The sequence below is a fragment of the Roseibium limicola genome, from assembly GCF_017313085.1.
GTDB lineage: Bacteria > Pseudomonadota > Alphaproteobacteria > Rhizobiales > Stappiaceae > Roseibium > Roseibium limicola.
This window is the reverse complement of the sequence record NZ_JAFLNF010000005.1, coordinates 130316-145040: the sequence shown is the minus strand read 5'-3', so window position 1 is coordinate 145040 and position 14725 is coordinate 130316. Positions and strand designations below refer to the sequence as shown.

At 56.3% G+C, this 14725-nt stretch carries 7 protein-coding genes; 3 read left to right on the top strand and 4 right to left on the bottom strand.

The genetic code is table 11. The annotated features are described in order from the left end of the window. Nucleotides 1-4 precede the first annotated feature (4 nt). Nucleotides 5-1138 carry a polysaccharide pyruvyl transferase family protein gene (locus J0X15_RS12755; protein WP_206941293.1) on the bottom strand — a complete coding sequence of 378 codons (1134 nt, stop codon included), beginning with the start codon at nt 1136-1138 and terminating at the stop codon, nt 5-7. Continuing rightward, nucleotides 1135-1866, bottom strand: a complete 732-nt coding sequence (locus tag J0X15_RS12750; protein WP_206941291.1) for an acylneuraminate cytidylyltransferase family protein — start codon at nt 1864-1866, stop codon at nt 1135-1137. The genes J0X15_RS12755 and J0X15_RS12750 overlap by 4 nt, the downstream gene beginning before the upstream one ends. 334 nt (nt 1867-2200) lie before the next feature. On the opposite strand from J0X15_RS12750, the gene J0X15_RS12745 reads away from it, so the two are divergent. After that, nucleotides 2201-3073, top strand: coding sequence for a class I SAM-dependent methyltransferase (locus tag J0X15_RS12745; RefSeq protein WP_206941289.1), 873 nt, complete (start codon nt 2201-2203; stop codon nt 3071-3073). A 50-nt stretch (nt 3074-3123) separates the two neighbouring features. On the opposite strand, the gene J0X15_RS12740 is transcribed toward J0X15_RS12745, so the two are convergent. Both J0X15_RS12740 and J0X15_RS12735 read right to left on the bottom strand, forming a co-directional pair. Next, entirely contained in the window at nt 3124-3990 is an 867-nt protein-coding gene (locus tag J0X15_RS12740) for an N-acetylneuraminate synthase family protein (RefSeq protein WP_209015317.1), read from the bottom strand. Nucleotides 3991-4246: 256 nt separating this feature from the next. Next, entirely contained in the window at nt 4247-5059 is an 813-nt protein-coding gene (locus tag J0X15_RS12735; RefSeq protein WP_206941286.1) for a ferredoxin--NADP reductase, read from the bottom strand. Nucleotides 5060-5447: 388 nt separating this feature from the next. Between J0X15_RS12735 and J0X15_RS12730 the strand changes: the two genes are divergently transcribed. Together J0X15_RS12730 and J0X15_RS12725 are read left to right on the top strand one after the other, a co-directional pair. Further along, nucleotides 5448-6674: a winged helix-turn-helix domain-containing protein gene (locus tag J0X15_RS12730; RefSeq protein WP_206941284.1), complete on the top strand. Its 1227-nt coding sequence runs from the start codon at nt 5448-5450 to the stop codon at nt 6672-6674. Between the two features lie 417 nt (nt 6675-7091). Beyond that, nucleotides 7092-14720 (top strand): SDR family NAD(P)-dependent oxidoreductase, encoded by a 7629-nt coding sequence (locus J0X15_RS12725; protein ID WP_209015316.1) that lies wholly within the window; start codon nt 7092-7094, stop codon nt 14718-14720. Nucleotides 14721-14725: the final 5 nt, after the last annotated feature.

Here is a 14725-nt window from a genome sequence, read left to right as displayed (position 1 = left end):
TCTGTCAGAGTACGTCAAACAAGCGTCGATGAAACGCCAGAGATATCTCACGGCACTCCGCCAACCCCGTTGCCATTTCCGCCTTCAACGAGGCCTTGTTGGCGAGAGTTTCGAAAATCCGGTCCGCGATGGCTTCACCACCCCCTGCATCCGCACTCTGCTGGGTCGACAACCACGCCTTTTCAAGCCCGACCTCCTTTAAAAAGAAGCCCACCTTGTCGTGACTCCCCAAACCTAGGATCGGCGTATTCATACCGTAAGGCACGATGTTGGCGTGGCCGCGCATGCCGATGGTCAGATCCATCTGCCGGTAGCAATCCGCCAGGAAGCCGACCTGCGCCAGTGACGGCGGATAAATTTGCGAGGCGGCGTCTTCTAGATTGAGAATACGATCACCGAGACGCTCCTGGAATTGAGGCCAGACATCGCTGTCGATCCGGTCTTCCAGATGCGGGAGAAAGTAGACCTGCAGATCAGGATGCTGTGCCGCGACCCTCTCAAAAGCCGCGCATATGGCAGAGATCAGGTTGCCGCGGCTCTTCTCCCACGGCTCGGCGAACCGGAAATGCGGGCGATCACCCGCCCAGTTCAGGCCGATTTTCGGCCCCGCTCGAGGTTTACCTGGCAAGGTAAAGGCGTGCGGCGGCACGTACAGACCCGGATCAGGGATGACGTCTATGCGGTCGCCATCCAGCCCTCCTTCCATCAGAGCCTTGCGGCTTCCCTGATTGCGCACGGAAAACAAGGCTGCCTTCTCCTGAACGGCGCGCAGATGCCCCATCGCCTGAGGAAGCAGCTTGAGACTATCGAAATGGAAGGGATTGTAGCCGATGGCATAGACTGCCAGCGGGATCCTGATCCGCTTGAGATCCTCCAGGCTGATATTGAATTGCCAACCAGAGAGGCTGGAATCCTCGGGCCGGTGAAAGATCATCCCGCCGCCCCCCAGAAGAAAGAGGTCGCATGTTTCGTTGATCAGGTCGATCAGGTCGGGATGAAATCGCGTTCGCTGGCAATGGATTGGAAGAAAGTCGAGATCATCCGGGGCGCTTTCGCGCAGGATGCTCATTTGGCCGGCCTGAAGGGCGAAGTCTCCGAAATTGCGGCCCCAACCGCCGATATGGGCGATGCGGATCATACTGCGCGTTCCTCTTCCAACAAACTCTTGTCCAGATCAAAGTCGGGCGAAGTCAAGAAGTGCTCTGCCATGGCGAAATCATCCAAGGAGTTGATATCGAGGGAGTGCAGCCGATCCATGACGAAAGGTCGAGCGTCTTCGGTATGAAACGAACCCGTCCGCTTCAAATGCTCAACACTGGCGATGTAGATGCTTCCATTCACGCCATAGACCGGCTTCAGGTCCTGACGCTGCACATTGAGATTGCCGGTCTCGACAACAGGCTTCATCCGCCCCTCCTCGATCCAGCGCAGGCTGATAAGCGGTGTCAGACTGCGATAAACGGATATCACCGGGCTTTCCGGCTGCTGGGCAAAAAGGCCCAGCGCCTTCTCGACATGCCAACGCCTACGTAACGGCGCGGTCGGGAGTAACATGGTAATCGCATCAGGGGCCGTTGAGCGATACTCGCTCAGCCACTCGATCAAATGCAAAACGACGTGGACAGCATGCACGCTGTCCTGCGCCAGGTCAGCCGGCCTGACGAAAGGCACGGAGGCACCGTAACCTCGGCTGACTTCGGCGATCTCATCATCGTCGGTCGAAACGATGACCTCATCGACGCCAGCAACCTTCAGAGCTTCTTCGATTGTCCAGGCAATCAGCGGGCGGTTGGCCAAGGGCTTCAGGTTTTTGCCTGGCACACCTTTGGAGCCTCCCCGCGCCGGAATAACGGCGATACAGGACATTCAATCCGCCCTTCTGTCTCATCTATCAGCGAAACCAGGGATTTTCACAGCACTCAACCGACCCGAATCCGCCAACACCTTCCCTATAGTTCTCCGAACCCACAGCGCATTCAACCAAGAGGCGGCCAAGTGCTTAAGTTTCAACAAATTTATTAATTGATATCCTCTCCGTCAGCTGAGACTATTGATTTCGTAAACAATTGTATTCCCACCCAAACTATACGTATTTTTATACATGCGCTCTTTACGTCAAGGACCTTCCATGCAGCCGGCAACACAGGAGTTTCAGCTTACCTCCAAGGCGGTACACATTCGCCAACTTCTGGATCTGGGCTTGATCCGCCAGACGAGCGTGGAGCTTCACTGGCCCCGCACCCGAGATGCGGACATCAAGGTTTTAAAAGATACGGAAAGCGGGGTCATATTTCTGGCCGAGACGATCGAGGTAGAGAGTCACTACGGCCAGAAAACCATCGGCAAATTAGACCGATCCGAAGTCGCGACACGAGACGGACTACAGCGGCTCACCCGAAATGACGACGACGCGAGACGGCTGGCCCAGACCTCCGAACTAATACGCGGCAAGAGAGTTTGTGATTTCGGAACAGGACGAGGCCTGTTTCTGGACGACGCGTTATCCTTGACAACGGATGTCACGGGCATCGAAATCCGCAAAGATTTGCGTGACCTCATTTCCGACAGGCTAGGCGCCCGCGGACAAATCGCGGCATCTCTGGCGGATACTGCTGGCGATTTCGACCTGGTGACGCTGTTTCATGTGTTGGAGCACATACCGGATCAGCTGCAAATTCTGGCAGACGTCGAGAAAGCCATGAAGCCCGGCGGAACACTCTTCATTGAAGTGCCGCATGCCCGAGACTTCCTGTCGGAAGAGCTGGCCATCACTGAATATCGTGACTTCACCTACTGGAGCGAGCATCTGGTGCTACACACCCAGGATAGCCTCAGGACATACTTGGCCGCATCCGGCTTCACCGATATCAAGGTCGATTACTTTCAAAGATACGGATATGCCAACCATCTCCACTGGCAGATGGAGAGAAAGCCGGGCGGGCACGCCCATTTCGCACACTTGAGTTCAGAAGCTCTTGATGCAGCTTATCGGGCCCATCTCGCCACTCTCGGGCGTACAGACACGCTCATTGCCACCGCCAGAAAGCCAAACAAATCCTGCTTGGGAAAGTAGGTTATTTCTTTCCCAAGCGGGGTTTAGAGTTACCGTTACAGAAATGCCCCCTACAGGGTGTGGTTGCGGCGCAATTTCTCGGCAATGGGTTTTTCATCTTCAAGAAAACGAATGTCGCCATTACCGAGCACAACTTCAGCCCGCCGGATCTGCGCGACCATCTCTGCCACGTCTCCCATCTCAAGCGAGGCCTTCTGATCAGATCCCCAGTCTTCTCGACTTAACGTGATGTGGCGCTCGACAGAAACCGCCCCCAACGCCGCAGCAAGCACGCTCGGCAGTATCCCCTCCTCATGACCGGAGTAGCCTATCTTGAGGTTCGGAAACCGGGATTTGAGCGTCGCAATGCCACGAAGATTGAGATCTGCATCGCGGGACGGATATGTCGACGTGCAATGGTAGAGGCAGGCAATTGTTCCACCAGCGCCCTCGATAACTCCGACTGCGCGTGAAATCAGATCCATGTCCGCCATGCCGGTTGAAACCAGCAATGGCCGCCCTGTCGCCGCGCAATGCTCCAGGAACGCCTTATCCGTCAGCATCGCCGAAGCGACCTTCAGATAGGGGCTGTCGTACTTCATCAGGAACTCGGTCGAGGCTTGATCCCAGGGGGAGGCAAACCAGTCGATACCGACCTCACGGCAGAAGCTGTCGATGGCCGTGTAGTCCTGTTCGGAAAACTCCAGCCCGCGCTTCAGGTCCCCGTTGGTCGGACCAAAGACGTTGTCTCTTGGTTTGGCCAGCTCTTCCGCAGTGTAAACGACGTCAAGGGTGCGTTTCTGAAACTTGACTGCATCGCAGTCAGCTACCTTCGCCGCCCGAACCATCTCAAGCGCCTTGGACAGATCGCCGTTGTGATTGATGCCGATTTCGGCAATGACGTAGCATCGGCCGTCAGTGATCATTTCGCCAGACATTCTCGGAGCTTGCCTCCCATTCGCTAGCCGGAACAATAAAGATACCCGGAGCATTTATTACTTGGCCTAAAACTAGTGCCATTCCGCTACGTTCGTGTCCAGACATGGCTTGACCAACACACAGTTCACGCAGAATTCATGCATAAACAGCGCAGAAGCCTTAGGGAATAAAAACAAAAACGGCCGCCCATTCAGACAGCCGTTCAATAATCTAGCGCGGTGAATCTCGGGAGGAAGCGAGCTTCAGACCGGAGAATCAGCCAACGAAGGCGCGCTCCACGACAAATTCGGCAGGCTTGTTGTTGGCGCCTTCATGCAAGCCAGCCTTCTCAAGGATTGCCTTGGTATCGCGTAGCATGTCCATCGAGCCACAGATCATTCCGCGATCGATGGCAGGATCCAGAGGCGGCACGCCCAACTCTTCAAACAGGCGCCCATTCTCGATCAGGTCGGTAATCCGCCCCTTGACCGGATAGTCTTCACGGGTCACCGAAGTAAAATGCTTCAACTTTTCAGCAGCGAGCTCGCCGATCAGTGGATCATTTTTAGTGGCTTCCACCAGATCCAGGCCGTACCGCAGCTCTTCCACCTGACGACAGGTGTGAGTCACGATGACCTCGTCAAACTTTTCGTAAGTGTCCGGGTCGCGGATCAGGCTGGCGAAGGGCGCCAGACCAGTGCCAGTGGAGAACATGTAAACACGCTTACCCGGCACAAGGGCATCATTCACCAGCGTGCCTGTCGGCTTCTTCTTCATCAGAACAGCGTCACCCGGCTGCACTTTCTGCAGATACTGGGTCAAAGGCCCATCAGGAACCTTGATGGAGAAGAATTCCAGCTCTTCATCCCAAGAGGGGCTGGCAATGGAATAGGCGCGATAAAGCGGCTTTCCATCAATCATCAGACCGATCATCACGAACTCGCCGGAACGGAAGCGGAAGCTTGCCGGCCGTGTCATGCGGAACTTGAACAGGTGGTCAGTGTAATGCTGAACCGATGTCACTTCCTGGATGAACGCGCCCGCAGGGGCTGCAGCTTCCAGATCAGCAGGTTTGGAAAGAACGTTCATCAGTCCTCGTCTTCCATTCACAAGCAGTTAAATCTCTAGATCTCAGAGCACAGTTTCTAGCATCCACCGCGAAGCCTGTTGAGCAAAGAGAATGCTGCCCAGCGCGTTCTTCGGGAATATTCCACTGAATCCAGACCCGGTTTGGCAAAGTTTATTCCGAACGTGCACAGCACTCCTTGCGCGGACCAGTTTACCCGCGCGAAGGCCCTCAACTCTTCGGATTATCAGCTACGACCGAACAACCCGCCTGCTCTTGCACACACCATACGAAATTTGCAAGGCAGCAGCATGCCACAATCCTTTCCAAGCCCGGTTCAAATTGCCTAGACTGACAGTCAAGTCGGCCCTCACTTTAATGGACCGGTACTACAGATCATAAAGAGCGTTTATGCCAGCCCCCTCCCCATCACGCCCACAAGTTTCCAATGAGCAAGCTCGCCGGCTCTTCCTCGACCGCCACGGGTTGAGTCGCCCACCGAACAAAGAAAGCAGTGTCTCAGCACGACTTCAATCGACGATCCAGAACCTGGGCTTCGTCCAGATCGACAGCATCAATACGGTGGCGCGGGCCCATCACATGATCCTCCGCTCTCGTCTTGGAACCTACAGGGAAAACCAACTCAAACGCCTCTACGAGAAAGATCGCCAGCTGTTTGAGCAGTGGACGCACGACGCATCCTTCATTCCAATGGAGTTCTTCCCCCACTGGAAGCACAAGTTCACCCGAGACAAGGAACGCCTCAGCGGACGATGGGAGCGCTGGCAACAGCACGACTTCCAGCAGAAGTTCCAGGACGTCCTGCATCAAATTGCTCAACACGGCCCGGCAACATCCGGGGATGTCGGTAAAGACGAACCCCGCTCCAAGGGTGGGTGGTGGGAATGGCACCCTTCAAAGACGGCGCTGGAATTTCTATGGCGCACCGGCGCACTCAGCGTCACCGGACGCGACGGCTTCAAGAAGGTCTACGATCTGACCGAGAATGTCGTGCCGGATCATATCCTGACGCGAAAGCCTGAGCTTGAGGAAACCATCGCCTTTGCCTGTCAGATGGCGCTTGATCGGCTCGGCTTTGCCACATCCGGCGAATTGGCAGCCTTCCTCGACTTGATTACACCGAACGAGGCCAAGACCTGGGCTCTGGCAGCGGAAGCCCGCGGAGAGATACAAGCGGTCGACATTCTCGACTGCGATGGTCGGTCTCGCACCAGTTACATGCGTCCCCTTACTCTACAGACTATGGAAACACTGCCAAACCCGCCCGGAAAAGTCAGAATTCTATCGCCCTTCGATCCGATGCTACGAGACCGCAAAAGAGCGATGCGCCTGTTCGACTTCGACTACAAGATAGAGGTGTTCGTACCCGAACCTCTGCGTACATATGGCTATTATGTTTTTCCGGTACTGGAAGGATCCCGAATGATTGGCCGTATCGACATGCGAGCAAATCGGAAAGACGGTAGCCTCAACGTAATCGCCTACTGGCCAGAGCGTGGTATTCGAGCATCCAAGGCACGAGACCTTTCGTTGGAAAAGGAACTTTATCGTCTGGCTCGCTTTTGCCAGCTGACAACCCTTAGCTTCGAGAAAGACTGGCAAAGGGAAACCCGCTAGGCTACCTACCGCGTGGTAATAACTATTGTAGATTGCCTTTCACGAGCTTGCCGCACAGAGGAAACTGTGACAAATGCTACAGTCGAAATTCCTTCGGCTATATTGAGGATATTGGCTGCACCAGCAGATCCTGTGCCTCTGTTGAAATGTTCGTAGATTGGACAAGGCCGCTGGGGTATTGTTTCAAAGGCGTTTCAATTTTTTGCCTTAGCGGCGACATGGTCTTAAAGGGATATTGAGGGTGAGGACATTTTGCTTGCGTTTGAAGGTCGCGACTTCAAGGCAACGATCGAGAAGCACAGCTGTATTTATGCTAGCATGCATCTCGCCGGTGCCACGCGACCTTGGGACACGCGATTAAAGCGCGCTCATTCCCATTTCTGACTCGAAGTAAAAAGACACTATAAAGGACTTCACGTGGCGTCTCTGAGTTCCGATATTCGTATCGTCGGTTATGCAAGCCGACTCCCAGGAGCAAATACCACTGAAGAATTCTGGGAACTCCTGCGTTCGGGCACCTGCTCAGTTACGAGTGTCGACCCGCAACGCTGGCCGCTTTCCAGGTTTCGTCATCCTGACACCGCCATGCCTGGCCGTTCATACACTTGGGCTGCCGGGCAGATTGATGACGTCTGGGGGTTTGACCCTGCCTTCTTCGGCATCTCCCCTCGTGAAGCCCTGCAGATGGATCCGCAGCAGCGGTTGTTGCTGCAACTGGTCTGGGAATCGCTGGAACACGCCAACATTCGCCCAAGCGACATTGCCGGAAGTTCAACCGGGGTTTATGTCGGCGCTTCCTCTCTCGATTACCACCACCGTTTCCTGACAGATCCGGCCAATGCCGACATGCAGTTCATGACCGGCAATACGCTGTCGATTGTCTCGAATCGGATTTCCTATATTTACGATTTGCGCGGCCCGAGCTTTACCGTGGACACGGCATGCTCCTCTTCACTTGTCGCACTACACGAAGCTGTCAGCGCGCTTGAGAGCGGCCGGATCGACACTGCAATCGTCTGCGGCATCAGTCTGCTTCTGAGCCCTTTCCCGTTCATCGGGTTCTCGCGCGCGACCATGTTGTCGCCGACCGGCCTCTGTCAGGCATTCGACGCCAATGGCGATGGCTATGTGCGCTCGGAAGGCGGCGTCGTCATGGTACTTCAGTCGGAGCGCGCCAAGAAACTGCCTGGTACAATGGCACATGCGCGGCTTGTCGCCTGCGGCTTGAATGCCGACGGTCGAACCGTCGGCATGTCCCTTCCCTCATCGGAAGCGCAGGGCAATCTGCTCCAAGAGATTTACGGCGGCCAGCTGAACGTCAATCCGAACGACCTTGCCTTCATTGAAGCGCACGGCACAGGCACCAGGGTCGGCGACCCGGCCGAAGCTCAAGCTCTTGGCACCAGCGTCAGTCAGAAACGCGATGATAAATTGCTTATCGGCTCGGTAAAGACCAACGTCGGCCACCTTGAACCCGCCTCTGGCCTGGTTGGTGTTCTAAAATCAATTCTGGCGCTGAAACATGACCTGCTGCCGAAGTCTCTGCACTTCAAGGAACCGAACCCCGATATTCCATTTGACGAATTGAATCTCGAAGTTGCAGCTGAGGCAACTCCCCTCGCGCCCAGCGACAAGCCTCGTTTGGCTGGCATCAACTCCTTTGGTTTCGGTGGCACCAACGCACATGCTGTCATTTCTGACGGCGATCCGGTTGCTGCCTCTTCCAGTGCCTCAACTTCGTCAAAACCGTCCGTTCTCGCCCCTCTGCTTCTGTCCGCACGCTCCAAGGCCTCTCTGGCTGAACTTGCTCAAACCTACAAGGATCGACTGACGAATGCGCCTCAGTTGGCCAAAGACCTTGTCCTGAGCACAGCGCAGCGACGTGACCTGCTGAGCGAACGTCTGATCGTTCTCGGCGAAAGCCTTGAAGACAAGCTTCAGGCTCTGGACGCCTTCATCAAGGACGAAAGCGACGACCGGATTGTCACAGGATCAGCGCAAAAGCCGAAAGTGCCAATCGGTTTCGTGTTTTCCGGAAACGGCGCACAATGGGCCGGCATGGGCCAAGAGGCCTACAAGCAGGACCGGGGCTTTCAGGAGAGCTTCGAAAAGGTCGATCACATCTTCATGGGCGTTGGCGGCTGGTCCCTTCTGACCACCCTGTTTAGCGACGATCTGGAAGCCGAGATCGAGCGCACCGAAATTGCACAACCGTTGCTGTTTGCCATTCAGGTTGCCGTGACCGAAAGCCTGAAGATGCGCGGTATCGAACCCAACGCTGTCATAGGTCATAGCGTTGGTGAGGTCGCCGCAGCTTGGGCCAGTGGTGCTCTGACGCTCCCGCAAGCGGTCAAGGTTATTCACGCGCGTTCAACAGAACAGGAAGTCGTGCGCGACCTCGGCTCCATGGCCGCCCTATTGCTACCGGCAGAAAAGGCCCGCGAAGCTTTGGCTGCGAGCGGCTTGCCGCGCCTTGAGCTGGCGGCCATCAACAGCCCGCGCAGCGTGACGATCTCTGGCGATGTCGATAGTCTCGATGCCTTCGCAAAGTTTGCCCGCAAAAATAAGTGGGCAATGCGTCGCCTCAATCTGGCCTATCCGTTCCACAGCGCTCTGGTTGACCCAATTCGCGAACCGCTGCTGAAAGCGCTGTCAGAAGTAACGCCGGGCAAGCACGTCCTTCCGTTCTTTTCCACTGTGACACCGGATGAAACCGCACCGTTGCTGGATGCCGACTATTGGTGGCGTAACGTGCGTCAGCCTGTTTTATTCTCTGAAGCCGCGAATCGGATGGCACAGAGTGGCATCGGCGTCTTCGTCGAGATCGGTCCAAAGCCGGTCTTGTCGACCTATGTGAACGATGTGCTACGTGCTGAAGGTGCCCGAGCAACCGTAATCGGATCTCTCGATCAGCCGCCGAAATCCAAGGCTCCGGTGTCTATGGCCGATGCAAAGGCTCGTACGCCGCTTGATCGGGTTGCAGCCAGCATTCTCGCAGCTGGTGGCGAGACTGAACTCAGCGCCTTTGTCGGAGACGCTCCCGACGTTGCAATTGCCTTGCCGCAATACCCTTGGCAGAACACCGAAATTCGGCCCGAAGCCACCGATGAGGATGTCGACTTTATTTTTGGGGTCGACATTCCATTGCTCGGTTACCGGATGCGGCCAGAAGCTGCCGAATGGTTCAATACGCTCGACGCGCAAGCCCATCCGTGGCTGGCAGACCACAAGGTCGAAGACACGGTTGTTTTTCCGGCGGCTGGCTTTGCCGAAATGGCCCTAAAAGCCGCCCTGCAATGGAGCGGTCACGATCAGATCGAGCTGCGCGACTTCGACATTTTGCGTCCACTGGTTTTTGAGGATGGAGACAGCTTTGAAACGCTGGTTCGCCTCTCTCCTGACGACCATGTGGTCGAAGTGCTCTCTCGCCCGCGCTTGAAAGACAGCGAGTTTGCTCTGAACGCGCGGGGGCATTATGTCTCGGTATCGAGCGCCACGGGGACGCCGAGGCTTCAGTCGTCCCAGGCCGTGCAGGCGAAGCTTGACAAGGATGAGCTGTATCGCATCACCCAGACTTTCGGACTGAATTATGGTCCGATCTTCCGTCGTGCTGAATCTGTCACCGCGAGCTCCCAGACCGAAGCAGAGTTGACTTTATCACCACGTGATGCGGCCATCGCCTCCCTGCCGTTTGCCTTCTGCCCGAGCCTGCTGGACAGCGGTTTCCATGGCTTGTTCGCACTGTTATCTCAGCTCCCGGATCTGCCGAAAAAGACCAGCTTCCTGCCCATTCGTATCGGAGCCCTGCGTTTGCTGCAGCCCGGTGTCGATCCGGTAAAAACCCTGATTAAGGTCACCAAGGCTTCGCCACGATCGCTCGAAGCAAATTTTGAGTTCATCGATACCGATGGTCTGGTTGTGGCACGTCTTGAGAAAACCCGGTTCCGCGCCGTAACCCTTGGCAAGATCGAACACACCGACGAGCTGATCTACCGTCAGACCGCAGTCCTGCTACCGGACAGATCCCGTCAGCTAGCAAAAACACTGTTGCCTGGTGGTTCGCTTGATGCTTTTGGCCAACAGGCTGAATTTGCGTCTGAAACGGCGCCTGATCTGAGCGATAGCGTTTTGCTGATCGAAGCTCTCGGCCGTACAGTCGCGCATACTGGCATGTTCCAGGTAGCAGGTGGTACGCCCTTCACAATTCCCGATCTGGTTGCAGACGGACACTTGTATGAAAATGCACAGCCGCTGTTTGAAGGTCTGCTCGACTGGTTGCTGGAAAGTGGCCTTGCCGATATACATGACCAGGAAGGTGACACTGCATCATGGATCCTCACCGACCCGGCTGATGGACCAAGTGTCGATCTGCTGATGCAGACCGTCTACCGAGAGGCTGGCAACCGAATTGCTACGGCTTCACTGCTCGCCCGGCTCTCGCAGGAGCTGCCGAATCTGCTTGAAAATGGCCTTCCTGCGACTGCGCAAGGATATTATGCGAACTCGCTTTTCGCAGCCCACACCGAAGGCTCTGGCGCAAATCAGGCTCTCGACAGCGGATTGAAAAAAGCTGTCCTCGCGCTTCTGGCAGAGGCACCCAAAGATCGTTCGCTGCGCATTGCCTTGATCGGCGCCCAATCCGGAGGGCTGGCCCTCGCGCTTGATCGCGCCTTGGATCCTGTAACGCAGGAACTGGTCATCAGTGATGCCATGAACAGTAATGTTGCCCGGGCCGAACGGCTATGGACTGGATCTCGTAGCACACGCCATGTGCCGCTAGCAGACCTTGCGGATGATACCGGTGGGTTCGACTTGGTGATCGGGGCAGGTCCAGCTGGGAATCTGAACCGTGAGCAGCTGGCCCTTCTGAAAGACATTGCCATCGTCGGTGCACAATGGCTGACCGCAGAGCCACTACCGTCTCCATTAGAAAACCTTATTCAGGGTATTGGTGCAGATTGGTGGGCCGTTGTCGACGAAGAGGACGACGAGAACACGGACCGGGATTGGGCAAGCGTTCTGGAAGGGCTCGGTCTGACTGAGATCGAAACGCGCGCGCTCGAAACCAGCGAAGGCGAGATTGACGTTAGCTCGGCACGCACAAAGTCTTTTGAACCTGCAGTCGCCGACAACGAAAATACTGCTCCAGTGGATCAGTCAGAAACAAAAGCGCCTATTGTCGTGCTTGCTGATCGTGAAGGCACGTCTCGCAAATTGGCCGAAGGTCTGCACTCTTGCCTGGAAAAGCGGGGGTACCCTGTCCAAATTGCTGTGCCCGCAGCCGAAGGTGAACCGGATATTGGCCATCTGGCCATCGACATGAACGGCTCTCTCAGCGAGCTGACTGACGTCTCGGCCAAGGGCGGACAAATCATTTTTCTGCTTGGCGCCTATGGCAATCCGTCGGATGCTCTCGCCTTGAGCAATGATCGGCTTTGGGCGCTGACGCGCGTGCTGAATGCGCATGGCGGTGATGAGGGGCAAATCACCTTCATCGCTCCAAATGCGGCGCGAGACATGGCAACGGCAGCAATGCCCGCACCTGAGCAATCGGCCCTTTGGGGTTACGCCCGCGTGGCAATGAATGAATTCCCGCAAATCAAGATGAAGCTCATTGATCTGGCTCCAGATCTGGCGCCGGGGCTGGCCGCGGCCCGTCTTGCCCAGGAATTGGCCTCCGATGACAACGAACGCGAAATCGTTCTCGACGGTGACCGGCGATATGGCCTGCGTGTTCTGCAAGGTGGACTGCTCGACGAGACCCACCTGCCGGATGGCAGCTTGCCGTCGGTTCGCCTGGACGTCATCCAGCAGGGATCTCTCGATCAACTTGCCTGGACCCCAATCGCCCGCCCCGAGCTGAAAGCCGGGGATGTGGAAATCGAAGTGAAGGCCAGCGGCCTGAATTTCCGCGATGTGATGTGGGCTCTTGGTCTGCTGCCGGAAGAGGCCTTGGAAGACGGCTTTGCCGGACCGACGCTGGGTATGGAATGTTGTGGCACCGTGGTGCGTGTTGGTCCAGACGTTAGCCGGTTCCAGCCTGGTGATCAGGTCATCACCTTTGCGCCGGCCTGTTTCTCCGCCCATGTCATGGTGGATGAAAGCGGCTGTGCGCCAATGCCGACGACTGTTTCTCCAGAAGAAGCTGCGACCATTCCAGTCACCTTCCTGACGGCCTACTATGCATTGGTAAAACTTGCCTCATTGGAGGAAGGCGAGACGATCCTCATCCATGGTGGTGCGGGCGGTGTGGGGCTTGCCGCCCTACAGATCGCCAAATGGCGTGGCGCCAAAGTGATTGCCACTGCAGGCTCCCCGGAGAAACGCGCCTTCCTGACACTTCTGGGGGCCGATGTCGTGCTCGACAGTCGGACCTTGGAGTTCGTCGACGCGGTAATGGATGAGACGGCTGGCGAGGGTGTCGATGTGGTGCTCAACTCCCTCTTCGGAGAGGCAATGGAGCGCAGCATCGAGGTTCTGAAGCCTTTCGGCCGCTTCCTGGAGCTCGGCAAGCGTGATTATTATGGCAACACCCGTATTGGCTTGCGTCCGTTCCGCCAGAACCTGACCTATTTCGGCATTGATGCCGATCAACTTCTGACGCGACAGCCAAAGCTGGCAAAGCGCCTTTTCAAGGAGCTTGTGGAGCTGTTTGAAGACGGAACTCTGGCACCTCTGCCCTATCGTGCCTTTGAAGCAGATCAGGTGGTAGAAGCCTTCCGACTGATGCAGCAGGCCGGACATATTGGCAAGATTGTTCTGCGCCCACCGCAGATCCCGGAAATCAAGCCTGAGCCGGCGCCGCTGGCCATGAAGCCAGACGCAACCTATGTGGTTGCAGGCGGCTTCGGCGGATTCGGTGCTGAACTGCTGAAACGCCTTGCTATGCATGGCGCTGCTCATCTGGCTGTACTCAGCCGTCGCGGCGGCGCTTCAGAAGATGCACAAGCCGTGATCGGCGAGCTGGAAGCCATGGGTGTTCAGGTCTCGGCTCACGCGTGTGATATCACCGACGAATCCGCAGTTGCCAGCGCGCTGCAGACCATCCGCCAGGACCAACCGGCAATCGCCGGGGTATTCCACACTGCGATGGTTTTGAAAGACGTGTTGATCGCCAATCTCGACCAAGATGCCCTGAACAGGGTTATCGCGCCGAAGGTGCGCGGCGCTGAGTTGCTGGACCGGTTGACGCGACAGGATTCGCTCGATCACTTTGTTGTTTATTCCTCCGCCACCACACTGGTGGGTAACCCTGGACAGGCCAACTATGTGGCTGCCAATGCTTATCTGGAAGCTCTGGCACGCAAGCGCCGCACAGAGGGACTGGCTGGATTGGCAGTTGCTTGGGGTGCAATTTCCGATGCCGGCTATCTGGCTCGCAATACCGAAGTGGGTGACTTGCTCGCGCGCAAGCTGGGCAAGCATTCTCTGGCCGCGAGTGAAGCGCTGGACGGACTTGTCGATCTGATGCGGCAACCGCAAGATGATGTCGCAACTGCGGCCCTCGGCTTTGCCAGGATCGACTGGGCAGCAGCCTCCCGCGATCTGGCTCTTATCGGTACGCCACTCTTTGCCTTGATGGGCGTCGGCGCGGGAGATGATGGACAGGGCTCGGAAGGGGCAGTCGATCTGCACGTGCTGCTAAAAGGCATGACCAAAGTCGAGGCAAGCCAGACTGTTGGCAAGCTTCTGGCCGCCGAGATTGGCAAAATCCTTCGTATCTCCGGCGATGATATTGACGCACATAAGCCCTTGTCTGAAATCGGCATGGATTCACTAATGGCACTGGAATTACGCATGAGTGCGGAACGTCAGCTGGGTATAGACATTCCCCTTATGTCGCTGGCAAATGGTGCAACGCTCAACGATTTGTCCGGGCGGATTGCAAGCCGAGTTCTCGGCGAGAGCGGTGACGAGGGTATCTCAGGTGAAACTCAACGCCTCGCCAGCTCCCATATCGATGGCGCTGGTGAGAATATGAGTGATCTGGCGGAACTTGAACAACGGATGAACGACAAAAGTCGCGAATTGGGATCTTTCCTCTAACTTTG